The sequence below is a fragment of the Mesobacterium hydrothermale genome (assembly GCF_035818635.1).
Lineage (GTDB): Bacteria > Pseudomonadota > Alphaproteobacteria > Rhodobacterales > Rhodobacteraceae > Mesobacterium_A > Mesobacterium_A hydrothermale.
The window spans coordinates 92,419-115,588 of record NZ_JAYLLH010000010.1 but is presented as its reverse complement, the minus strand read 5'-3'; the positions used below and the strand labels follow the sequence as shown (position 1 = coordinate 115,588).

Genomic DNA, 23,170 nt, shown 5'->3' with positions numbered 1-23,170 from the left:
GAATGAAAAGCCCGCCTGTCGGGGGGACAGGCGGGACTGTTCAGGATGGGCAAGACGTTGGCCTTAGCCCAGCAAGCGACGTGCGATCACCTGCGCCTGAATTTCTGCGGCCCCTTCAAAGATGTTGAGGATGCGGGCATCGCACAGGATTCGCGAAATCTTGTATTCCAAGGCGAACCCGTTCCCGCCGTGGATTTGCAACGCGTTGTCCGCCGCGGCCCAGGCGACGCGGGCGCCCAGCAGCTTGGCCATGCCGGCCTCAAGGTCGCAGCGGCGGTCGTGGTCCTTTTCCCAGGCCGAGAAGTAGGTCAGCTGCCGCGCCACCATGATTTCCACCGCCATCATCGCCAGCTTGCCGGCCACGCGGGGGAAATTGATCAGCGATTTGCCGAACTGCTTGCGGTCCTCGGCATATTGCATGCCGACATCAAGCGCGGCCTGCGCCACGCCCACGGCGCGGGCTGCGGTCTGGATGCGGGCGGATTCGAAGGTTTGCATCAGCTGTTTGAAGCCCTTGCCCTCTTCGCCGCCCAGCAGGTTTTCGCCCTTCACATGGAAGTTGTCGAAACCCAGTTCGTATTCCTTCATGCCGCGATAGCCCAGAACTTCGATTTCGCCGCCGGTCATGCCTTCGGTTGGGAACGGGTTTTCATCGGTGCCCGGGGTCTTTTCGGCCAGGAACATCGACAGCCCGCGATAGTCGGTGGTGTCGGGATCGGTGCGCGCCAGCAGCGTCATAACGTGGGTGCGGGCGGCGTGGGTGATCCAGGTCTTGTTGCCGGTGATCTTGTAGTCGCCGTTTTCATCCTTGACCGCGCGGGTGCGCAGGCTGCCAAGGTCGGACCCGGTGTTGGGTTCGGTGAAGACGGCGGTCGGCAGGATCTCGGCGCTGGCGATGCGAGGCAGCCAGCTTTCCTTCTGTTCCTCGGTACCGCCGGCCAGGATCAGCTCTGCCGCGATTTCAGACCGGGTGCCCAGCGAACCGACACCGATATAGCCGCGCGACAGTTCTTCCGACACCACGACCATGGAGGCTTTGGACAGGCCGAACCCGCCGTATTCCTCGGGGATGGTCAGGCCGAAAACGCCCATTTCCGCCAGTTCCTCGATGATTTCCATGGGGATCAGCTCGTCCTTGAGGTGCCATTCGTGGGCAAAGGGCTCAACCTTGTCCAACGCGAAGCGGCGGAACTGTTCGCGGATCATTTCCAGCTCGTCCTCGAGCCCGGTCTTCCCCACGGTGATCTCTGCCTTGCGTTCCTGCATCAGTTCGACAAGGCGGGCACGGGCGGCGGGGCTGTTCGCGGACTGGGTCAGGGTCATGACCTCGGGCACCAGCAGGGCGCGCTGGTCGTCCTGGTCCAGACCCAGATCCTGCAGGCGGATGACCTCGCCCTGGTTCATCGCAATGCCGCCGTACAGCTGCCAGAGGTATTCACCGAACGCGATCTGAAGGATCAGTTGTTCGACTTCGCCGAACTGGCCATTGCCTTCCAGACGCTCCGCCCAGTTCTGCATCTGGCGCAGCGATTCGACATATGTCGCTACCCAGGCCAACCCGTGGGCGGCGGTCTGGTTCTCTTCCAGCTTGGCGCCGGAAACGCGGCCGTCGACCTCGACCATCGCGCGAACGCGCGCCTTGGCGGTGTCCAGCACTTGTTCAACCGGGGCAATCGCCGCCTTGGTCAGTTGCAAAAGGTCGGCCAGCACGGGGCTGCCGGAGAGCGTCAGATCCTGTCCGTCATGTGCCATGAATCACATTCCTTTTCTGTTGACCTTCCACATAGGGCCTTCGCAGTTGCAGCGCAACAAAAATACCAACAAAGGTTGGTGATTGTATGAAAGTTGCGCGTCCAATTTTTGCAGTGCAGCGAGCATGGAAGGTGATAGAGATCCCGCATGGATACCGCTGCGCTGTTTGAACCCTCGTTGATTCTGCTTGTCGCCTGCTCGGTCGCGCTGGCCGCTGGGGTGGTCAAGGGGATGGTGGGTTTTGCCATGCCGATGATCCTTGTTTCGGGCCTGACCACGTTCATGCCGCCGGAACTGGCGCTTGCAGGGCTGATCCTGCCAACGGTGGTGACCAACGGGATGCAGGCGCTGCGGCAGGGGGCCAAGGCGGCCTGGCAGTCGATCATGAAATTCCGGGTCTTCCTGCTGATCGGGCTGGTGTTCCTGTTGGCCTCGGCCCAAATGGTCAGCCTTCTGCCGGCAAAGGTCATGTACCTTGTGATCGGCGGGCCGGTGGCGCTGTTTTGTCTGCTGCAAATCTTTGGCTGGCAACCTGTTCTGGCACCGGGCAGCCGGCCGGTCCTGGAAGGCGTGATTGGCGCGGTGGCTGGGTTCGTTGGCGGCATGTCCGGTGTCTGGGGGCCGCCGACCGTGGCTTATCTGACCGCGCTGGGTACCGAAAAACGCGAACAGATCCGTGTGCAGGGCGTGATCTATGGCCTGGGCGCGGTGGCGCTGACGGTGGCGCACATCGGCTCGGGTGTGCTGAACGCCGAGACCGCGAAATTTTCGGCCATCCTGATCGTGCCCGCTGTGATCGGCATGTGGCTGGGCGGATTGATTCATGACCGCATCGACCAACGCGCCTTTCGGCGTGCCACGCTGTTCATTCTGTTGATTGCCGCTCTGAACCTGATCCGCCGCGCCGTGTTCTGATCCGTCAGGACATTGGCGCAGGGCCCTGGCACAGATCGAAAACCCAGGGCATCTGGTCGCCCGGAACCACGCGAAAGCGGCGCTCCAGGTAGGTGCGGGTGCCGTCGGTCAGCAAAAAGCTCCAGTCACCGGGTACCATTTCATAGGGCATGTCAAAGCTGAACAGCGATACCGCGATGTCGCCGGGGTTGGGCCGAAAGTCCCAGGATTGGCGCGTCATGCCTGCCGCTCCAAGCGGTGGATGGGTGACGATGACACGGGTGGGGGGCAGGTTGACGCCCGGTTCCAGCCGGTATCGGATGCCAAAGGCAAAGCCCAGGATCGCCGGCACGGTGTCACCCCGGATATCGACCTCGCGCGCGTGATCGACAAGAAACACCTGACCGTTTTCGGTATCAGGGGCGGGGCGGCTTTCGCCAGTGTGTTCGAACGGGCAGAAAATGCCGTAGTCAACTAACGCGACCGGGCTGTCGGAAACGGACTGGCCAGCCCCGGTGGTCCCGAGGCTGGCCAGCAAAAGCGTGAGTGCGGCGCGGCGCATCAGCCGATCGCGGCGGCTTTCACGTCGTCATCGATATAGGGCACGTACTGTTCAAAGTTGTCGGCGAACATCGCAACCAGTTTCTGTGCCTGCGCGTCATAGGCCGCCTTGTCGTCCCAGGTCTTGCGCGGGTCCAGAAGCAGTTCCGGCACACCTTCGACATGCACCGGCACGTCGAAGCCGAAGTTCGGATCCTTGCGGAACTCTGCCGCCGCGAGCGAGCCGTTCAGGGCTGCGTGCAGCAGCGCGCGGGTGGCCTTGATCGGCATCCGCGAGCCGGTGCCATAGGCGCCGCCGGTCCAGCCGGTGTTCACCAGCCAGCAGGTTGCGCCGTGCTTGGCGATCTTTTCGCGCAGCAGGTTGCCATAGGCTTCGGGACGACGCGGCATGAAGGGCGCGCCAAAGCAGGTGCTGAAGGTGGGTTCGGGCTCGGTCACGCCGCGCTCGGTTCCGGCAACCTTGGAGGTGAAGCCAGACAGGAAGTGGTACATCGCCTGCGCCGGGGTCAGCCGCGCGATCGGCGGCAGAACGCCAAAGGCGTCACAGGTCAGCATGATGATGTTTTTCGGATGGCCACCCAGCGCGTTTTCCGAAGCGTTCGAGATGTAGTGCAGCGGATAGGCGCAACGCATGTTGGCCGTCAGGCTGTCATCTTCGAAGTTCAGGTCGAAAGTTTCCGGATCGAAGGTCATGTTTTCGATCACGGTACCGAACTTTTCGGTGGTGGCGTGGATTTCCGGCTCTGCCTCGGCGGACAGGTTGATGGTCTTGGCATAGCAGCCGCCTTCGAAGTTGAAGGTACCACGATCCGACCAGCCGTGTTCGTCATCGCCGATCAGCACGCGCTCGGGGTCGGCCGACAGGGTGGTCTTGCCGGTGCCGGACAGGCCAAAGAACACGGCGGTGTCCACCGGGTTGCCCTTGGCGTGGTTGGCCGAGCAGTGCATCGCCATGATGCCTTTGCCGGGCAGGATGTAGTTCAGCAGGGTGAAAATGGATTTCTTGTTTTCGCCAGCATATTCGGTGCCGCCGATCAGGATCATCTTCTTGTCGAAGTTCATCGCGATGACGGTTTCGGTGCGGCAGTTGTGACGCTCCGGATTGGCTTGGAAGGTGGGGCAGTTGATCACGGTCCAATCGGCGGTGAAGCTGTCCAGATCCTCGCGCGCGGGGCGGCGCATCATGTGGCGGATGAACACGCCATGCCAGGCCAGTTCGGTCACGAAACGCACGTCGATGGCGTATTTCGGATCGGCACCGCCGGTCAGGTCCTGCACGAAGTAGTCCTTGCCGGCCATATGGGTCAGCATGTCTTCGTAAAGCGCGTCAAACCCTTCGGGCGACATCTCGGCGTTGTTTTCCCACCAGATGGTGTCTGCCACGCTGTCGGTCTTGACAATGTGCTTGTCCTTGGGCGACCGGCCAGTGAATTTGCCCGTGGTGACCAGGAAGGCACCGCCCTTGCCAAGCGTGCCTTCGCCTTTTTTCAACGCTGCCTCGATCAGCGCCGGCTCCATCAGGTTGTAATAGACATTGCCCAGCCCCTCGATTCCCTGGTCTTCCAGCCGGAAATTGGGGTTCACCCGTCCAAATGTCATATGCCAAGCTCCTCAAACCGCGCCTTTTGGGCGGCGTTCCGTTATTGCTGGCGCCGATCAGCGCCGCCTTCCGCTGCGTCGTACAGGGGATGGCGCGGTTTGTATCACGGGGCTTTATGACAGGAACAGGGCGCAATAGCGCAGTTAGCGATAGCACGCCGGGTTTAGCGCAACCAAGTTTCGCCTGAGGCGGGAGTGTGCGGCGTAAGTGAGGCAATTTAGCCATTCATTACGAAATTTTCGGTCTGATGGGCGAGCGACTCGACCGTGATTCGCACTTAGGGATTGTTGTAAAGTGAAAAAAGCGGCATAGTGCCAAAAAAATGCTGGCAAATGCCACGCGCAGTGCAGGTCAAAAAGAGCAGTATAAGGAAAATGCCATGTCCAAGATCGCCCTTGTGGACGATGACAGGAATATTCTGACATCGGTGTCTATGACGCTCGAGGCGGAGGGGTTCGAGGTCGACACGTATAACGACGGTCAGGCCGCGCTTGACGCGTTCAACAAGAAGATGCCCGACATGGCGGTCTTCGACATCAAGATGCCGCGCATGGATGGCATGGATTTGCTTCAGCGTGTGCGTCAGAAATCTGCCATGCCGGTGATCTTCCTGACCTCGAAAGACGATGAGATCGACGAGGTGCTTGGCCTGCGCATGGGGGCTGACGACTATGTCAAGAAGCCCTTCAGCCAGCGCCTGCTGGTCGAACGTATCCGCGCGCTGCTGCGCCGTCAGGACGCGATGTCGTTGCCGATACCGAGGAAAGCAAGATCATGGTCCGCGGCCATCTTTCGATGGACCCGTTGCGCCACGCCGTGACCTGGAAAGGTCTGGAAGTATCGCTGACCGTGACGGAATTCCTGCTTTTGCAGGCCCTGGCACAGCGCCCCGGCTTCGTCAAATCGCGCGATCAGCTGATGGACGTGGCCTATGACGATCAGGTCTATGTCGATGACCGGACCATCGACAGCCACATCAAACGTCTACGCAAGAAGATGCGGTCGGTCGATCCGGAGTTTTCGGCGATCGAGACACTGTACGGCATCGGGTATCGTTACAACGAAGAGTAAGCCATGGCGCTGGCCGAAAGGATCAATATGCGCGGTGGTGGCGGACACTCCGATGATGCGGACGTTGTTCTGGGCGACGATTGGGTCGCCCCGGACAGCACCGTGGAAAAGGAAATGCAGGCGCATCGCGCGCGGCGTGGCCTGTTCTCGCTCAACCGCTCTCCGCTGACACGCAAGATCATCACGTTCAACCTGATCGCGTTGAACGTGCTGGTTGCGGGAATCCTGTATCTCAATTCCTCGCGCGACAGCCTGGCGATCCAGCGTGTCGACAGCATGGTGACCGAGGTCGAACTGATCGCCGATGTGTTCGAGGCGCAGTTCCCGGCCAGCCCGCAAGTCAACCTTGGCACCGGCGAAGGCATTGATGTTGACGGTACCCTGCGCGGCATGGACTTGCCGGCCGGGGTGCAAGTGCTGGTTTTCGACACGGCCGCATTCCTGGTGGGCGAAGGCATGGGCCGCCAGATCAAGACGGTAACCGCTGAAAACGATCCCAGCGAACAGCCGACGGTCATTACCGATTTCCTGAACGGCCTTTGGCAGACCGTTGCAGGCCTGTTCAGCCTGTTCGACGACACGCCGCAAATGTCGCTGGAAGAGCGGCTGCGCGACATGATCCAGTCCGGTGATCCGACCTTGACCCGCGTCGAAAGCGGCACTGGCGATCAGGGCCAGACCCTGTTCACCGCCGTTTCCCCGGTGCGGCAGGGCGATGCCATTGTCGGCACCATCGGTCTTGTCGCACCGGCGGCTGAAATCGATGCCGCAGTGCGTGCCGAACGTGAACGTGTCCTGCAGATGTTCATGATCGCCACGCTGGTGTCGATTGGCCTGTCGCTGATCCTGGCGTCGACGATCGCCAACCCGATTTCCGATCTTGCCGACGCTGCCGAAATCGGTCGCGACCGCAACACATCGAACGTGGCCAAGGGCCGTATCCGCATTCCTGACCTGACCGCGCGGCCCGATGAAATCGGACGGCTGTCGGGGGCTTTGCGCGGCATGGTCGGGGCGCTCTACGACCGGATCGACAGCAATGAACAGTTCGCCGCCGACGTGGCACATGAAATCAAGAATCCCTTGGCATCGCTGCGTTCGGCCATCGGCTCTTTGCGCATGGTCAAGAAAGATGAACACCGCGAAAAGCTGATGACGGTCATCGAACATGACGTGCGTCGCCTTGACCGCCTTGTCAGCGATATCTCCAACGCCTCGCGTCTGGACAGCGAACTGGTCAAGGAAGAAGAGGTTGAATTCAACCTGCTCGACATGCTCGACAACCTCAGCCAGTTCCTGGGTGAAGACGCGCGCAAGAAAGGGATTGAGTTCATCACCGATCTGCCCGACCGCCCGATCAACATCCATGGGTTGGAACCGCGACTGGCGCAGGTCTTTGTCAACCTGATCACAAACGCGATTTCCTTCTGCGAGGATGGCGATGCGATCCGCCTGTGGGCGCGGCGCCGGGACAACCGCGTTCTGGTGGTGGTCGAAGACACCGGACCCGGCATTCCCGAAGATGCGCTGGCCAAGATCTTCAAGCGGTTCTACACCAGCCGCCCGGACAGTGACTTCGGTAACAATTCGGGCCTTGGCCTCGCGATTTCGAAGCAGATCGTTGAAGCGCATGGCGGCGTGATCTGGGCCGAAAATATCCGCCCGACAGAGGTCGATGCGACCTCGGAACCGCTGGGCGCACGTTTCGTTGTCGGCCTGCCGGTGTGATCCGGCAGGGTGGCTGACGCCAAGCCCCCTTGTGTCCTTCATGCCAGCGCCGTGGCGCTGAACGACCGTGGCCTGCTGATCCGGGGGGCGTCTGGCAGCGGCAAATCGACCTTGGCGCTGGATCTGATCGCATTGGGCGCGACGTTGGTCTCGGATGATCGGGTGATGGTGTCGCTGCGCGACGGGGCGCCTTGGATGACCGCGCCGCAATCGCTCTCTGGCCTGATCGAAGCGCGCGGTATCGGCATCCTGCGCGCGCCCGCCTGCAGCGGGGCCGCCATTGCCGCGGTTGTCGACATGGACGCCACCGAAACAGACCGATTGCCGCCGTTTCGGAAAACCGCTCTCCTGGGGGTCGATCTGCCCTTGCTTCACAATACCGCGCGCGCCAGTTTTGCGGTGGGTGTGATGCACTACCTTCGATATGGGCGCAAGGCATAGGGCGATGACAGACAATCTGGGCGACCGACAAAGTGTGATCCTTGTCACCGGGCCTTCGGGCGCCGGGCGTTCGACCGCGCTGAATGCGCTGGAGGACGCAGGGTTCGAGACCATCGACAACCTGCCGCTGAACCTTGTGCCGCGCCTGCTGGACGGGCCAAAGATGCCGCGCCCGCTGGCCCTGGGGATTGATGTGCGCAATCGCCAGTTTTCGCCAGAGGCGCTGACCGAACTCTTTGGCCAGCTCAGTGGGCGGAACGATGTTGCCCCCGAATTTCTGTTCCTGGATTGTGCCCCGGACGTACTGCTCCGGCGGTATTCCGAAACGCGGCGCCGTCACCCGTTGGCCCCGCAGGAAACCCCGGCCGAGGGCATCGCGCGGGAATGCGCGCTACTGGAGCCGATCCGTGCCCTTGCTGACGTGCTGATCGACACCGGCCAGATGACCCCGCACGATCTGCGCGCCCGGGTGCAGGAACTCTTTGCCGCTGCCGCCCAGTCGGCCCCCGCCGTATCGCTGATGTCTTTTTCCTACAAACGCGGCCTGCCACACGGTGCTGACGTGGTGCTGGATTGCCGATTCCTGCGCAACCCGTTCTGGAACCCGGGCCTGCGCAGTCTGACCGGGCAGGATCCGCGCGTTGTCGACTATGTTCAGCAAGACGACCGGTTCCAACCGTTCCTTGATCAGGCGCTGGGGTTGGTCAGTTTCCTACTGCCGGCCTTCCAGGAGGAAGGCAAAGCCCATGTCTCCATCGCCTTTGGGTGTACCGGAGGGCAACACCGGTCGGTTGCCGTAACGGAAAAGGTGGCGCATGGCCTTGCACAGCAGGGCTGGCAGGTGTCAATTAGGCATCGAGAAATCGAACGGCGCGGTCAAGCCACCGTCCCGCTGCCGTCCTCAACCTAGCCGGAGCACGCCAGCTTGATCGGGATCGTTATTGTCGCCCACGGAGGCCTGGCACGCGAATACCAAAGCGCGCTGGAACACGTGGTGGGCCAACAGCCAGGGGTGATTGCCATCGCAATCGATGCCGGGCACGACCGTCAGATCAAGCAGCGCGAGATTTGTTCCGCCGCCGATGCGGTGGACAGCGGAGAGGGCGTTGTGATCGTGACCGACATGTTCGGCGCGTCACCTTCGAACCTGTCGCTGATGGCTTGTATGCCCGCCAATCGTCGCATCCTTTACGGCATGAACCTGCCAATGCTGATCAAGCTCGCCAAGAGCCGCCACCTTGCCGTTCCGGACGCGGTGCGCAAGGCGCTGGAGGCCGGGCGCAAGTATATCGACAGCCAGAACATCTCACCGAGCCAGGGCCCGCATGACTGATTCCGTAACGCGAAAGCTGAAGATCGTGAACGAAAAGGGGCTGCACGCACGCGCCTCGGCCAAGCTGGTGGAAGTCACCGAAGGGTTTGATGCAACGGCAGAGGTCTGCAAGGACGGCTTGTCCGCCTCGGGCGACAGCATTATGGGGCTTTTGATGTTGGCAGCCTCGAAGGGAACCTTTATTGAGGTCCAAACCTCAGGTCCCGACGCCCCGGCTCTTGCCGACGCGATCGAGGCGCTGGTGGCAAATCGGTTCGGAGAAGACTGCTAGGGCCCCCCGTGTGCGGGCCCGCAGATGGTGGTGAAACATGGCGGAACGGGGTATCGTGGACAGCGCGCCGCAGAACAGTGCCGGGCATGGCACGGCGCCGGCCAACGCCCCCTATGACAAGCGCAAGCTGAGCTACGCCAACACCTTCACGAACCCGTGGAAGGCCAACACCATCCGCGCGATGGAATGGCTGACCGGCAAGCTGCCGTTGCTGCGCATGGTGCGCAAGTTCGAAAAGATGGGCCCCGCCGAAGGTCAGGCATTCTGGCGCCAGGCGTTGAACATCATGCAGATTGACCTGCAAACCCCGGCCGAACAGATCGCACGCATCCCCGCGACCGGCCCGGTGATCGTGGTGGCCAACCATCCGCACGGGCTGGTGGATGGCATGATCCTGGCGGAACTGATCGGCCGCGTGCGCGAAGACTACAAGATCCTCACCCGTTCCTTGTTGACCGGCGTGAAGGAAATCGAACAGTACATGATCCCCGTTCCCTTCCCGCACGAGCAAGACGCCCGCGAACAAAGCCTGACAATGCGCAAACGCGCGATGGACCACCTGGCAGAGGGCGGCGTGATCGTCCTGTTTCCCTCCGGTGTGGTGGCCTCGTCGGAAACCTGGTTCGGCCCCGCGATCGAGGCAGGCTGGAACCCGTTTACCGCCAAGATGATCCAGCGGTCCGGCGCCACGGTGGTGCCGATCTATTTCCCTGGCCAGAACAGCCGCGCCTACCAGATCGCGAACAAGCTCTCGGCAACCCTCCGGCAGGGCCTGCTGATCCACGAGGTTGTGCACGCATGCAAGAAACCTCAGGCCCCCGTAGTCGGTCAGCCGATCACCGCCGAAGAGGTCAAGGCATTCAAGGGTGGGCAGCGCGAATTCGTGGCATGGCTGCGCGATATTGTCCTGAGCCTCAGAACCAGCTGACACCTCAGGCCGCGCCCGCACCCCTGTCTTTGGTTGCACAAATACCTCGGGGGTTTGGGGGCAGCGCCCCCAACAGGCGCGCTTTCGCAGAAGGCGCTCCCCGGTCGGATCGCGCCGCGATCCGAAACCGAACGGTCAGCGGGTCGGAACCGGCACCTCGCCACGGTAATCATAAAATCCGCGTCCGGTCTTGCGGCCCAGCCACCCGGCTTCGACGTATTTCGTCAGCAGCGGGCAGGGGCGGTACTTGGTATCGGCCAGCCCGTCATGCAGCACGTTCATGATCGCAAGGCAGGTGTCCAGTCCGATGAAATCGGCAAGTTCCAACGGCCCCATTGGGTGGTTTGCGCCCAGTTTCATCGACTGGTCGATCGAATTCACGTTGCCCACCCCTTCGTACAGCGTATAGACCGCCTCGTTGATCATCGGCATCAGGATGCGATTGACGATAAACGCCGGGAAATCCTCGGCGCTGGCTGCGGTCTTGCCAAGCCTTTCCACCACGCCAAGACAGGTCTTGTAGGTTTCCTGATCCGTTGCGATCCCCCGGATCAGTTCGACAAGCTGCATCACCGGCACCGGGTTCATGAAGTGGAACCCCATGAACTTCTCGGGTCTGTCGGTACCGCTGGCCAGCCGCGTGATCGAGATGGATGAGGTGTTCGAGGTCAGGATCGTGTGCGGCTGAAGATGCGGCAGAAGCGCCGCAAAGATCTTGTGCTTTGTCTCTTCGCGCTCGGTTGCGGCCTCGACCACAAGGTCGGTCTTGCCGAGGTCGGGCAGATCCAGCGTGGTCTTGATCCGTCCCATGGCGGCCCGCATCTCGTCGTCAGAGATCTTGCCGCGGCTGGCTTGTCGGGCAAGGTTCCTTTCGATCAGAGAAACGGCATTTTCCAGCGCCTCGGAGCTGATGTCGTTCAGCAGAACGTCATACCCGGCCAATGCCATCACGTGGGCAATCCCGTTGCCCATCTGGCCAGCGCCAACGACCCCGATAGACTGGATTTCCATGTCTGCCCCTCTTGCAATGTCCGCGTCAGCATAGGCAGGCGGACCAGCCGGTTGCAAGGGTGGGTCGCTAAAACGCGAATAGCTTTTTCGCTTTAGCAAATTGGCAAGACCCGTGTCCGATTCTTCCGCGTGTGGGAAACGACAATTCGGGTGGGTGCCATGAACCATGTTGCCGGGGGCCGCGAAGGCCTTGAATACTATCCATGCCGCTATGGCGGCTCGCGTGTGCTGTTCCGCGGCCCACGGCGCAAGCTGGACGGGTCTTTCGTTGCTGTGCTGGGCGGGACGGAAACCTATGGCCTGTTCATCGCCGATCCGTACCCGGCGCTGTTGGAACGGCTGATCGGAAAAACCTGCGTGAATTTCGGCTGTATGAACGCCGGTCTAGACGTGTTCCTCAACGATACAGAGGTGTTGAACGCGGCCAAGGGGGCGGACGTGACGGTGGTGCAGATTCTTGGCGCGGCGAACATGTCGAACCGGTTCTATTCCGTGCATCCGCGCCGCAATGACAGGTTTCTCAGGGCGTCGTCACGCCTGACCGCGTTGTTCCCGGACATCGATTTTTCCCAGTTCAGCTTTACACGCCACATGCTGGGGCATTTGCAGCAGCTATGTCCGCAGCGATTTGCCGAGGTGGTCGAAGAGCTTCAGGTTTCGTGGTTCGCGCGGATGGTGCGGCTGATCGGGCTGTTGCAGGGCCGCGTCGTCCTGGCCTGGTTCGCAGCGCAGCCGATGCCGGACTCTGCAATGCCTGACCATGGGCAACAGGCGTTGTTTGTCACCCGCGAGATGGTCGACAGGCTTACGCCTCGGGTTGATGCCGTGCTGGACCTGACCGCCAGCGACCGGGCCCTTGGGCGCGGCACACGCGGCATGGTCTTTGCCGAAGGCGACAGCCCCGCCGCCGAACGGCTGATGGGGCCGCTGGCCCATCAAGAGGCGGCACAGGCATTGGCTCCGGTGGTCTTGGAGTTGCTGGCCGCAACGCAAAGGCCCGCCACCGGGGCGGGCCTTCGGATTTCATAGGGCGGGTTTTGGCCCGCGTCCGCGCCTACAGCTTCTCGGTCAGTTCCGGAACGGCGTCGAACAGGTCGGCCACCAGGCCAAAATCAGCGACCTGGAAAATCGGCGCTTCTTCGTCCTTATTGACGGCCACGATGATCTTGCTGTCCTTCATGCCGGCCAGGTGCTGGATCGCACCGGAAATGCCGACGGCGACATAAAGCTCGGGTGCCACGACCTTACCGGTCTGGCCCACCTGCCAATCGTTCGGTGCAAAGCCCGAATCGACCGCTGCACGCGACGCGCCAACGGCGGCGCCCAGCTTGTCTGCCAGCTTTTCGATCAGGGCAAAGTCCTCTTCGGACCCAACGCCACGGCCGCCCGACACGACGATTCCGGCCGAAGTCAGTTCCGGACGGTCGCTTTCGGCGACCTTGTCCTCGACCCATTCGGACAGGCCCGCGCTGGCTGCCGTATCGACAGCCTCGACCGGGGCGGAATTGCCGGTTGCGGCGGCGTCAAAGCCGGTGGTCCGGATCGACATCACCTTGACCGGGTCCGAAGATTTCACCGTCTGGAGCGCGTTACCGGCGTAGATCGGACGCTCGAAAGTGTCGGCATCAATGACCGCGGTCACATCGGTCAGCACCATCACATCCAGCAGCGCGGCCACGCGCGGCAGCACGTTCTTGGCGTCGGTCGTGGCCGGTGCGGCGATGTGGCTGTAGTCACCCGCCATGCCGACAATCAGATCGGCAACCGGCTCGGCCAGCATGTGGCAAAAGCCGTGATCGCCCGCGAACAGAACCTTGGACACGCCGGTGAGCGTGGCCGCCTCGGCTGCGGCGGCATCGCCACCCTGACCCGCCACCAGAACATGCACATCGCCCAGGCCCGCAACCGCGGTCACCGCCTTGGAGACGGCATCGGTCGCCAGAGCGCCGTTTGTCACTTCGGCAAGAAGAAGAACCGCCATCAAACCACTCCTGCTTCCTTGAGTTTCGCCACCAGCTCGTCGACCGAGCCTACCTTGATCCCGGCAGCCCGCTCGGACGGCTCGGTGGTTTTCACGATTTCAAGCCGCGGGGTGACATCGACGCCGTAGTCGGCGGCGGTCTTTTCATCCAGCGGCTTCTTCTTGGCCTTCATGATGTTCGGCAGCGAGGCATAGCGCGGCTCGTTCAGACGCAGGTCGGTCGAGATGACCGTGGGCATCTTCACCTTGACGGTCTGCAGGCCGCCATCCACTTCGCGGGTCACCACTGCATGATCGCCGTCCACGTCCACCTTGTTGGCGTACATGGCCTGACTCCAGCCCAGCAGCGCCGACAGCATCTGCCCGGTGGCGTTCATGTCGTTGTCGATCGCCTGCTTGCCACAAAGAACGAGGCCCGGCTCTTCTTCTTTGGCCACGGCGGCCAGGATCTTGGCCACAGCCAGCGGCTCGATGTCCTGGTGCACGTCATCGGCAGCAACCACCAGGATCGCGCGGTCGGCGCCCATGGCCAAAGCCGTGCGCAGGGTTTCCTGGCTTTGCTTCACACCGATGGACACGGCCACGATCTCGGTCGCCTTGCCGGCCTCTTTCAGGCGGATGGCCTCTTCGACGGCGATTTCGTCGAACGGGTTCATCGACATTTTGACGTTGGCAAGATCGACGCCCGATCCATCCGCTTTCACGCGGACTTTCACGTTGTAGTCGATCACGCGTTTGACAGGTACGAGCACCTTCATTTTCGCGTTCCTCTTCCTGGTTTCGCGCAGGCGGGCCTGCGACTCCTGCAAATCTTTCGACGGGTGATACCCAACAGTGGTCCGTCGCAACAGGCCAAAATCGTCACGTTAGCGCCAACCGACGTCGCGTTTTTCGGGAAAGGGGCGACGGTTTGCCCAAACACTGCTAAGATCAGGGGCAACCCAGGTGTGAAACCAAGGGAAAGCTCATGCGCAACATTCCGTCCCCCGAGGTCATCGAGATGCCGCAACGTGTTCTTGTGGGGCAGGGCGACCGGTACACGATGGAAACCCGCGACAAGATTCCCGCCCAATGGGAAGCGTTCTTTGCCGCCGGTTACGACATCGCCAACGCCGTGCCCGGTGCCATGTTTGGCGTCTCGACCGAGGCGGACGGCAACGGCGGGTTTCGGTATTTCGTGGCCCGCGAAGTGTCTGAACTTCCGGCGACCCTGCCCGAGGGCACCTGTGCGGTGACGCTGTCGTCCGGCACCTATGCCGTGCTGCGCCGGTTCGGCCCGATCTTTCGCCTGCCACAGGACTTGGATTGGATGTTTTCCGACTGGCTGCCGGCCTCGGACTATCACCAGCGCGAAGGCGCGGTGTTCGAATGCTATCCCGACGATCCGCGCAATGGCCCGGACGGCATGGCCTATGAACTGTGGGTCCCTGTTACGCCGCGCTAATCGCAGATCCCCTGCAATGCCTGCCATTCACGGTCGGTCAGCACCGGTTCTGTCAGGAACTCTGCAGGCGTTGCGGCCCTGGCCGATGCGATCCGGTCGCCAAGGTCAGGATGGCTGAGGAAGTGTTTTTCCATTTCGGTCGGTTCGGGGCCAAGCGCCCGGAATCGCGCGAACATGTCGGCCAGGGCTGACGGCGCGATGCCCGCGCGGATCAGCAGATCCTGGGCAAAGGTGTCCGCATGCGATTCGGTTTCCTGGCTGTATTGCGCGTCGATCAGACGTTCGGTGAGAAACAGCACCATCGCGCCCCCGGCGAAATCCCCGAACAACAGTCCCAACACCCCGATCGACCCGGCAGACCGCAGCGCGTGTCGGGTGGGATCTCGGCTGATGACGTGCCCCATTTCATGGGCAAACACCGCCGCGACCTGTTCGGCGCTGCCGGCGTTGTCCAGCAGCCCGCGAAAAAACACGAGATATCCGCCCGGAAGGGTAAAGGCGTTGACCATGCCGTGATCCAGGACGAAGACAGTCAGCTCCGGCGCATCCGGCATCACGCTGGTCAGCCGGGTCTCGATCTTCTTCAGTGCGGCGGTGCCATCGACGCTGGTGCAGGTGCGCACACCCTGGAGTCCGGTTTCATCCAGCGCGCTGCGAATCTGGTCCAGCGTGGCCTCCGCCAGGGCGCGTTCGCCTTCAGGGGGAATGAAATTGGCCAGTTGGTTCGCCATGGTCGGCACCAGTACGAAAATGATCAGCGCGACCGACGCCACCGCTCCGAACGCCCAGCCCGTCAGCCGCAGCCGGTTCGTCACCGGGGCGCTTCGGGTGCGGTAGGGCAGGCGAGGGGCAAGTGACCGGTTGCGCAGGATCACCCGACGCAGGGTATTGCCGCGTTCGCGCAGCACCATCATGTCATTTCCGGCCTGATCGGGGATTTCGCGGATGTCCGTCAATAGCCAGCGCACGCGGATGTCTTCGCCGATGATTTCCAGCTTGGCCGACAATTCGTCGATGCGCAGCGTGACCGGGTGCGGCGTGGCGCTGTGGCCATCCAGATATTCGGCGGCCTCTTCGTACGGTTCGGGGGCGATGTCGGTACGAAACAGCGTGCTCATATCGATGCCCCCACATCCAGCGCTTCGGCAAAGCCTTCGGCCTGTTCGGCTGCGTCCCGCGGGCGCTGGGTGATGCTCAGCAGACTGGCTGGTTCAATCAGCGTCAACGTGCGGGCGTAGTGTTTGATCGTTGGCATCGTGACAAACGTATGGGTCAATGCCGACCAAAGCAGGAAAATGCTGAAATACAGCATGGCCGAAACCGCGACCAGCACCCAGCGCGACTGATCTGCCACCCAGCCCCCGGTGCCCAGCGACAGTTCGGCGGCGGTATCGGGGGACTGAACCACCAGCAGCAGGATGAACAAGGCGGTTCCGGGAATGGCGATCACGAATGTGGCCAGCACATAGCCAAGCGCGTAGATGCCCAGCACCGCCCCGGCGCTTGGTCGCATCTCAAGACTGCAGCCGGCCAGGTGCTTGTGCCGGGTCAGTACCGCCAAGCCGTTCACCTTGAAAGCGAAATACCCGTAGAGCAAACCGCCCATGCCAAGGACGGACAGGCCAGTACCCGGGCCGATCTGTTCCGCCACGAACAAAACCGCTGCCACGATCAGCATCAGTACCGAAATGATCAGTGGCCGCATCGGGCGGTAGAGCATTGTCCAGCGCCCGCCCTGGTGCATCCGTTCGGTGCCGAAATAGGTGCGGTCGGTGATGTATTTTTCGAGCCGGAACACCATGAGCGGCGCCAGAATGCCAAGGCTGACAAGGGTCAGCCCCCAGTACAGCAGCGCCCGCCCGGCATAGCCCCAGGCCCCGGGTTCCAGCCCGAACCGCAACCCCATCCAGCGGGTCCGCGCCAGTACGTAACGCCGTGATCGGAACTGCGCGTAAAACCACAGCGGGACCACGCCAACAAAACTGGCGGTATAAGCGACGAAATTGTCCTGGAAGAACGAATAGCTCAGGAACATCAGCAGCAGGTTCACGATGCCGATGTAGAACGCCAGGACTACCACCGCGATCAGAAAGCCCAGCAGTTTTTCGAACGGGTCGCCAACATATTCCAGCGGATAGCCCCCGGGACGGATCGCCGACCAATACCAGCGCCGCAGCCGTGTCTTCATCCAGAACCGGTAAAACCCCAACGTCAGCACGGTCAGCATGCCGGTCTTCAGCGCCAGCCAGAAGACGCGCGATTTCTTACCGACGAACTGTGTACCGACAACGTTTTCGCTCATGCCTGTACAGTGCCGCAATCGTCGCCGCGCGCCAATTGCCACGCGCAGGTTTTTCACGCCCTATGCACGAGGGTCACGATTCGGTGTGTGGATTGACGCCAGCGGGGGAATGAATTACTGACTATTTTAGTCAGCTAATGGGAGCCAATGATGACGGATGACACCCCCCGGACAGTTCGCCCGCGCATGTGGGCCGGACTTGCCCTTGTCGGAGCCGCTGTGACCACGGCAGCCTGTCCGGCCCAAGCAGGCCCCGAAGGTGCCAAGCTTTGGCTTGCGGCCGGGACCGCCGCAAGCGGTGAAGGCGGCGAGGGCGGTGAAGGCGCCGCACCGGAAACAGCCAGCCCCGACGCGGCGTTGCAGATCGAACTCGCCAAGCTTGAGGCGCACATGCTGGCCGTGCGCGCGCTTTACGATGAGGGCGAGGTCGACGAAGCCTCGGCCATCGCCAACCACCCTGAGGCGGAATTCATGGACGGGCTGCGCACGCGGCTGGTGCTGGCGCATGTGCCCGATGCCGTCACCCCTGCCATCGCAGAAGTTACAGAGTCGTTCTACGACGAAGCCGGGGCAGAGGTGATTCACGCGGCCATCGACCGGTCCATCGCGACGATCCGCGCTACGCAGGCCAAAGGGCCTGGTGGAGATCGGGCGCGGTTCGAGGCAATGACCCAGGTGGCCAAGGACGCCGCAGCGGAATTTGCCTATGGTGTCGAACAGTCCGACCCGGTGGCCATGCTGGAAGGCCGCGCTTTCCTGACCTCTGCGCGGTCGCTGGCCGCAGCGATGCCGGACAACCACAAGCCTGCGCAAAAGGTGATTGCAATCTGCGATGAGGTCTTGCCGATGATGGCGGCCGGCATAAAGTCTGCGGACCCGTCCGCTGTTTATGGCGCTGCTGCTCGGATCGAGATCGCCGGGCTGAAGGTGCGCTAGGCCCATGTTTCTGGCCATCGAAAACGTTCTCTGCCCAGCAGAGGTTGCGGCGATCCGGGCAGAAGCCGCAGAGATGACATTCGACGATGGCCGGGTGACCGCCGGGCGCTTTGCGCAACAGGTCAAGGCCAACGCACAGGCCGCCCCGTCGCCAGAGCTGGAGGCCGTGCAGGCCAAGGTACAGGCGGCGCTGATGGCGCACCCGGTCTTTGCCTCTGCCGCGCGTCCGCGGGCGATGACCCGGCTGATCCTGTCGCGCTATCGCGCGGGGCAAACCTATGGGTTGCATGTTGACGATGCGCTGATGCAGGGGGTGCGGACGGACCTGTCGTTCACCTTGTTCCTGTCCGACCCCGACAGCTATGACGGCGGCGCGCTGGAAATCGAGGAGCCGCTGGAAACCCGCGCGATCCGCCTGCCTGCGGGCAGTCTGATCCTGTATCCGTCAACCACGCTGCACCGGGTGTCGCCGGTCACGCGCGGCGAACGGCTGGCGGTGGTTGGCTGGGTGCAAAGCTGGATCCGGTCACCCGGCCAGCGCGAGGTTCTCTTCGACCTCGACCGCGCGGTGCAGCAGGTTCATGCGCAGGACGGCAAGACCGCCCTGTTCGACACGTTGACCAAGACCCGGTCCAACTTGCTGAGGATGTGGGCCGAGGGCTGAGTGGACCGCCCCCAGGCGCAGTTGCGTGGCGGGCGTCAGGTGAACTTGTTGTCCCGGGGGAAGCCGCGCGGCGCCATGCGACCGCTGCTGGCGCGTTTGCCAATCCATTCTGACAGGTCGCTTTCGGTACGGGTGCGCCCCGCCGGATCCAGCCAGGTCAGCCCGTCGGCAAACGTAAAGGTGGTCGCATCGGACAGGCCGCCGTCCTTGTATTTCTGCAACCGGACCCCCTTGCCCCGGCCCATTTCCGGCAGTTCGTCCGCCATGAAGACCAGGACCTTGCGGTTCTGCCCGACAACGGCAACGGCATCGCCATTGACCGGCTTGCACAGCAGCGCGCGCGCGCCATCGCGGACGTTCAGCACCTGCTTGCCCGCGCGGGTCTGCGCCACAACGTCGTTTTCCGGCACAATGAACCCATCGCCCGCGTCCGAGGCAACCAGCAACCGCCGATCGGGTTGGTGAATCAGGAACGACAGGATCTCTGCCTCGTTCGGCAGGTCGATCATCAGGCGCAAGGGTTCACCCATGCCACGCCCACCCGGCAAGTTGGCCGCCGACAGGGTATAGAACCGCCCGTTCGAGCCAAAAACCAGCAGCCGGTCGGTGGTTTCCGCGTGGAAGATGAACCGCGGGCGATCGCCGTCCTTGAACTTCAGGTCCTGGGACAGGTCAATGTGGCCCTTCATTGCGCGGATCCAACCCATCTGCGAACATACAACTGTGATCGGTTCGCGGTCGATCATCGCCTCAAGCGGCACTTCCTCGACCTCACCGGCCTCGGCAAAGGTGGTGCGTCGCGCGCCGCCGGGTGCGTCCTTGCCAAAGGCCTTGCGCACCTCGCGCAGCTGATCGGCAATCGCCTTCCATTGCAGGTCGCCGGAGTCCAGCAGGTCTTCCAGCCCGGCGCGTTCTTCCATCAGCTTGTCGCGTTCGGCGACCAGTTCCATCTCTTCCAGCTTGCGCAGCGACCGCAGGCGCATGTTCAGGATCGCCTCAGCCTGCACGTCGGTCAGGCCCAGTTCGTCCTCGGTCGCGACGGTGGCAGGGGGGACATAGTCGGCCTCTGAAAGGGCGCGGACGTGGTCCTTGCCCCAGTCTTCGCGCATCAAGGCGTCCTTGGGCGACTCGTCATAGCGGATGATGTCGATCACACGGTCAAGGTTCAGGAAGGCGACGATCAGACCTTCCAGCACTTCCAGCCGGTGGTCGATCTTTTCCATCCGGTGTTCGGCCCGCCGGATCAGAACCTCGCGCCGGAAATCAAGGAAGGCGCGCAGCACTTCCTTCATCGAACAGACCTTGGGCGTCACGCCATCGATCAGCACATTCATGTTCAACGAAAAGCGGATCTCCAGGTCGCAATTGCGGTAAAGCATGCCCATCAGCACATCTGGATCGACATTCTTCGACCGAGGTTCCAGTACGATGCGGATGTCATCTGCGGATTCGTCACGTACGTCGGCCAGGATCGGGGTCTTCTTGGTCTGGATCAACTCGGCGATGCGCTCGATCAGTTTGGATTTCTGCACCTGGTAGGGGATTTCGGTCACTACCACTTGCCAGGTGCCCCGGCCCAGGTCCTCGACCTCGTAGCGGCAGCGCAGACGAAACGCGCCACGCCCGGTGGCATAGGCCTTGGCAATCGAGTCCTTGGGTTCGACGATGATTCCCCCGGTCGGGAAATCGGGGCCGGGGACGTAGTTCAGCAACGTCTCGTCGCGCGCATCGGGGGCCTTGATCAGGTGCAGGCAGGCATCCAGCAATTCCCCGATATTGTGAGGCGGAATGTTGGTCGCCATACCGACCGCGATCCCGCTGGAGCCGTTTGCCAGAAGGTTGGGATAGGATGCGGGCAGAACCACAGGTTCCTGCAACCGTCCGTCATAGTTCGGGCGAAAATCGACGGCATTTTCGTCAAGCCCGTCCAGCAACGCCTCGGACATGATAGTCATGCGGGCTTCGGTGTAGCGGCTGGCGGCGGGGTTGTCGCCGTCGATGTTTCCGAAATTGCCCTGCCCGTCGACCAGCGGGTAGCGGATCACGAAATCCTGCGCCAGGCGCGCCATGGCGTCGTAAATCGCGGCGTCGCCGTGCGGGTGGAAATCCCCCATCGTATCGCCGCTGATCTTGGCCGATTTCAGAAACCCGCCGGACGCCGTCAAGCGAAGCCGGCGCATGGCGTAAAGAATCCGGCGGTGGACCGGCTTCAGCCCGTCGCGCGCATCGGGCAGCGCGCGGTGCATGATCGTCGACAGCGCATAGGTCAGATACCGATCGCCGATCGCGCGCCGCAAAGGTTCGGCCACGTCGCGGGGGCCGATATTGGTGTCATTATGCTGCTCGTCCATAGATGCTGTGATACCGTTGCGCAGATGCCCCGGCAAGCGGAGCGGGGAAAATTAATTTCCCTTCACCCTTTGGGCCGTTGGCGGGAATCTGCTAGAAGTGTGGGACGGGACCGCACCCGTCTGCTCGCGGCCCGGTAGAAATGACATGTAAGGTATTGGGGGGTATCGCGGTATGACGCGGTTCATTCTGTTGACGTTCGGGTTCCTGGGCTGGACTTGGTATGAAATGTCCGGCGGGTCTGAATTCGAACCGAAATCGGCCGAGGTTGCCGAGGTCCAGACGGAGGAATTGCAGTCCGTTTCACGAGCATCCAGCACGCTTGACCTGACATCGGTCGCCGTTGTCGAACGTGTCGCAGCACCTGCGCCGGAAAAGGTGGCCGCTGTGGTGGTCTCTGAACCCGCGCCGGTCAGTGCGGACACGGCCGCCGCCCCCGCATCGCAACCTGTGGTGGCGGATGCCGTACCCGTGGTCGTACCTGAACCGGTCGTCGCCATTGCCGAACCCGAACCGGTGACCGCGCCTGCCCCGCTGTATCTTGATTTTCGTGAAATCACGGGCAATCGCGTGAACATGCGCAATGGGCCGGGTACGAACTATGCCGTGCTGGCGCGTTTGAGCCGAGGTGACGAGGTCGTGGTTCTGGACGATTCTGGTGACGGTTGGCTGAAACTGCGCGTTGTGGGCGACAACCGCGTGGGCTGGATCGCCGATTTCCTTGTAACGGCGTCGAACTGATCTTGCAGCTTGCTGCGTGCGCGTTATCAGGGCGCGCATGACACAGAAACCTTCGATCCTTGTCACCGGGTCCTCTTCGGGCATCGGCTATGACGCCATCCACGGGCTGCGCGCACGGGGCTGGCGCGTCTTTGCCTCCTGCCGGCAGGAAAAGGACTGCGACCGGTTGCGGGCCGAGGGTTTCGAAAGCCCGCGCATCGACCACACCGATCCCGCCAGCATCGAAATCGGTCTGGCCGAGGTGCTGGCCGCGACCGGCGGCACGCTGGATGCGCTGTTCAACAACGGTGCCCACGGCACACCCGGCGCGGTCGAGGACCTGCCCGCCGGCGCCTTGCGCGAGATCTTCGAGGCCAATGTCTTTGGCCTGCACGATCTGACCTGCAAAGTGATCCCGGTGATGCGCGCGCAGGGGCACGGGCGGATCGTCAACCATTCGTCGGTCCTTGGGTTGGTGACGCTGCGCTGGCGTGGTGCGTATGTTGCAACGAAATTCGCGCTCGAAGGTCTGACCGATACACTGCGGGTCGAGATGCGGGATACCGACATTCACATCGTTACCCTGAACACCGGGCCGGTCACGTCGAAGATCCGCGTCAATTCGATTCCGCATTTCGAACGCTGGGTAGACTGGCAGCACTCGGCGCGCGCGGACCAGTACCGCGACAGTCTGCTCAAACGCCTGTACGAAGATCGCGGCCCCGACCGGTTCGAACTGCCGCCGTCGGCGGTGACAAAAAAGCTGATTCATGCCTTGGAAAGCCGTCGGCCAAAGCCGCGCTATTATATCACCACGCCAACCTATATCATGGGACTGGCGCGACGGCTGCTGCCGACCCGGCTTCTGGACTGGGTGATCGCCAAGGGCTGATTGCCGCGTTCGCTTTTTGCCCGTGGTCCGCTACATCGTGCCGCCAGGCCACACTGACAGGAGAGTGCCATGAAAGACGATCCGCTGTTTATCCTTGTCGCCGTCTCTATGCTGGCGGTCGTCGGCATTCTGATGTTCGGCATCGCAAGCTTCGCCAAGGGTGGGGCGTTCAACGCCAAGTATTCGAACCGGGCGATGCGCTGGCGGATCATCGCCCAGTTCATCGCGGTGGTTCTGATCGTCGGATTCACCTGGATCCGGCACAAGGGCTGAAACAGGCAAGAGGGCAGGC

23 protein-coding genes and 1 pseudogene are annotated in these 23,170 nt (G+C 62.2%); 15 read left to right on the top strand and 9 right to left on the bottom strand.

The annotated features are described in order from the left end of the window. Positions 1–63: 63 nt before the first annotated feature. Complete coding sequence (locus VK792_RS09475; RefSeq protein ID WP_326297227.1) at positions 64–1,752, bottom strand: acyl-CoA dehydrogenase family protein; 1,689 nt, start codon at positions 1,750–1,752, stop codon at positions 64–66. Positions 1,753–1,899: 147 nt separating this feature from the next. Here VK792_RS09475 and VK792_RS09470 point away from each other — a divergent pair, with 147 nt between their 5' ends. Next, complete coding sequence (locus VK792_RS09470; protein WP_326297226.1) at positions 1,900–2,667, top strand: sulfite exporter TauE/SafE family protein; 768 nt, start codon at positions 1,900–1,902, stop codon at positions 2,665–2,667. A gap of 4 nt (positions 2,668–2,671) precedes the next feature. Here VK792_RS09470 and VK792_RS09465 read toward each other — a convergent pair whose 3' ends face one another. Then, a complete protein-coding gene (locus VK792_RS09465; protein ID WP_326297225.1) occupies positions 2,672–3,208 on the bottom strand; it encodes a DUF3859 domain-containing protein in 537 nt (178 codons plus the stop codon). Further along, positions 3,208–4,806, bottom strand: a complete 1,599-nt coding sequence (locus VK792_RS09460; protein WP_326297224.1) for a phosphoenolpyruvate carboxykinase — start codon at positions 4,804–4,806, stop codon at positions 3,208–3,210. The genes VK792_RS09465 and VK792_RS09460 overlap by 1 nt, the downstream gene beginning before the upstream one ends. 380 nt (positions 4,807–5,186) lie before the next feature. On the opposite strand from VK792_RS09460, the pseudogene VK792_RS09455 reads away from it, so the two are divergent. The 7 genes and pseudogenes from VK792_RS09455 to VK792_RS09425 all read left to right on the top strand — a co-directional run bounded on the left by VK792_RS09455 (position 5,187) and on the right by VK792_RS09425 (position 10,579). Then, positions 5,187–5,878: pseudogene (locus tag VK792_RS09455) on the top strand (response regulator transcription factor). 3 nt (positions 5,879–5,881) lie between these two features. Continuing rightward, positions 5,882–7,606 (top strand): sensor histidine kinase, encoded by a 1,725-nt coding sequence (locus VK792_RS09450; protein WP_326297223.1) that lies wholly within the window; start codon positions 5,882–5,884, stop codon positions 7,604–7,606. A 51-nt stretch (positions 7,607–7,657) separates the two neighbouring features. Beyond that, the gene (locus VK792_RS09445) at positions 7,658–8,047 is read left to right on the top strand and encodes an HPr kinase/phosphorylase (protein WP_326297222.1); all 390 of its coding nucleotides are present in this window, start codon (positions 7,658–7,660) and stop codon (positions 8,045–8,047) included. A gap of 4 nt (positions 8,048–8,051) precedes the next feature. Next, positions 8,052–8,957 carry an RNase adapter RapZ gene (gene rapZ / locus VK792_RS09440; RefSeq protein WP_326297221.1) on the top strand — a complete coding sequence of 302 codons (906 nt, stop codon included), beginning with the start codon at positions 8,052–8,054 and terminating at the stop codon, positions 8,955–8,957. Positions 8,958–8,972: 15 nt separating this feature from the next. Further along, complete coding sequence (locus VK792_RS09435) at positions 8,973–9,380, top strand: PTS sugar transporter subunit IIA (protein WP_326297220.1); 408 nt, start codon at positions 8,973–8,975, stop codon at positions 9,378–9,380. Beyond that, on the top strand, positions 9,373–9,651 hold the full coding sequence (locus tag VK792_RS09430; RefSeq protein WP_326297218.1) for an HPr family phosphocarrier protein: 279 nt from the start codon (positions 9,373–9,375) through the stop codon (positions 9,649–9,651). The genes VK792_RS09435 and VK792_RS09430 overlap by 8 nt, the downstream gene beginning before the upstream one ends. A gap of 37 nt (positions 9,652–9,688) precedes the next feature. After that, positions 9,689–10,579, top strand: coding sequence for a lysophospholipid acyltransferase family protein (locus VK792_RS09425; protein ID WP_326297217.1), 891 nt, complete (start codon positions 9,689–9,691; stop codon positions 10,577–10,579). A 135-nt stretch (positions 10,580–10,714) separates the two neighbouring features. Here the strand turns inward: VK792_RS09425 and VK792_RS09420 are convergent, their stop codons facing one another. After that, positions 10,715–11,590, bottom strand: coding sequence for a 3-hydroxybutyryl-CoA dehydrogenase (locus VK792_RS09420; protein WP_326297216.1), 876 nt, complete (start codon positions 11,588–11,590; stop codon positions 10,715–10,717). Positions 11,591–11,749: 159 nt separating this feature from the next. Here VK792_RS09420 and VK792_RS09415 point away from each other — a divergent pair, with 159 nt between their 5' ends. After that, positions 11,750–12,619 carry a DUF6473 family protein gene (locus VK792_RS09415; protein ID WP_326297215.1) on the top strand — a complete coding sequence of 290 codons (870 nt, stop codon included), beginning with the start codon at positions 11,750–11,752 and terminating at the stop codon, positions 12,617–12,619. Positions 12,620–12,644: 25 nt separating this feature from the next. Here VK792_RS09415 and VK792_RS09410 read toward each other — a convergent pair whose 3' ends face one another. Continuing rightward, complete coding sequence (locus VK792_RS09410; RefSeq protein WP_326297214.1) at positions 12,645–13,571, bottom strand: FAD-binding protein; 927 nt, start codon at positions 13,569–13,571, stop codon at positions 12,645–12,647. Beyond that, positions 13,571–14,329, bottom strand: coding sequence for an electron transfer flavoprotein subunit beta/FixA family protein (locus tag VK792_RS09405; protein ID WP_326297213.1), 759 nt, complete (start codon positions 14,327–14,329; stop codon positions 13,571–13,573). Before VK792_RS09405 ends, VK792_RS09410 begins: the two co-directional genes overlap by 1 nt. A gap of 209 nt (positions 14,330–14,538) precedes the next feature. On the opposite strand from VK792_RS09405, the gene VK792_RS09400 reads away from it, so the two are divergent. Beyond that, a complete protein-coding gene (locus VK792_RS09400) occupies positions 14,539–15,015 on the top strand; it encodes a GyrI-like domain-containing protein (protein WP_326297212.1) in 477 nt (158 codons plus the stop codon). Here VK792_RS09400 and VK792_RS09395 read toward each other — a convergent pair. Next, positions 15,012–16,133, bottom strand: a complete 1,122-nt coding sequence (locus VK792_RS09395) for a M48 family metallopeptidase (RefSeq protein ID WP_326297211.1) — start codon at positions 16,131–16,133, stop codon at positions 15,012–15,014. The genes VK792_RS09400 and VK792_RS09395 overlap by 4 nt on opposite strands. Next, on the bottom strand, positions 16,130–17,317 hold the full coding sequence (locus VK792_RS09390) for a DUF898 family protein (RefSeq protein ID WP_326297210.1): 1,188 nt from the start codon (positions 17,315–17,317) through the stop codon (positions 16,130–16,132). The genes VK792_RS09395 and VK792_RS09390 overlap by 4 nt, the downstream gene beginning before the upstream one ends. Positions 17,318–17,467: 150 nt before the next feature. Here VK792_RS09390 and VK792_RS09385 point away from each other — a divergent pair, with 150 nt between their 5' ends. Both VK792_RS09385 and VK792_RS09380 read left to right on the top strand, forming a co-directional pair. Beyond that, complete coding sequence (locus VK792_RS09385; RefSeq protein ID WP_326297209.1) at positions 17,468–18,253, top strand: hypothetical protein; 786 nt, start codon at positions 17,468–17,470, stop codon at positions 18,251–18,253. A gap of 4 nt (positions 18,254–18,257) precedes the next feature. After that, entirely contained in the window at positions 18,258–18,917 is a 660-nt protein-coding gene (locus tag VK792_RS09380; protein WP_326297208.1) for a Fe2+-dependent dioxygenase, read from the top strand. Between the two features lie 35 nt (positions 18,918–18,952). Here the strand turns inward: VK792_RS09380 and VK792_RS09375 are convergent, their stop codons facing one another. Then, positions 18,953–21,268 carry a DNA topoisomerase IV subunit A gene (locus tag VK792_RS09375; protein WP_326297207.1) on the bottom strand — a complete coding sequence of 772 codons (2,316 nt, stop codon included), beginning with the start codon at positions 21,266–21,268 and terminating at the stop codon, positions 18,953–18,955. A 172-nt stretch (positions 21,269–21,440) separates the two neighbouring features. On the opposite strand from VK792_RS09375, the gene VK792_RS09370 reads away from it, so the two are divergent. The 3 genes from VK792_RS09370 to VK792_RS09360 all read left to right on the top strand — a co-directional run bounded on the left by VK792_RS09370 (position 21,441) and on the right by VK792_RS09360 (position 23,151). Next, a complete protein-coding gene (locus tag VK792_RS09370; RefSeq protein ID WP_326297206.1) occupies positions 21,441–22,007 on the top strand; it encodes an SH3 domain-containing protein in 567 nt (188 codons plus the stop codon). A gap of 37 nt (positions 22,008–22,044) precedes the next feature. Continuing rightward, a complete protein-coding gene (locus VK792_RS09365; protein WP_326297205.1) occupies positions 22,045–22,878 on the top strand; it encodes an SDR family NAD(P)-dependent oxidoreductase in 834 nt (277 codons plus the stop codon). Positions 22,879–22,947: 69 nt separating this feature from the next. Further along, the gene (locus VK792_RS09360; protein ID WP_326297204.1) at positions 22,948–23,151 is read left to right on the top strand and encodes a twin transmembrane helix small protein; all 204 of its coding nucleotides are present in this window, start codon (positions 22,948–22,950) and stop codon (positions 23,149–23,151) included. Positions 23,152–23,170: the final 19 nt, after the last annotated feature.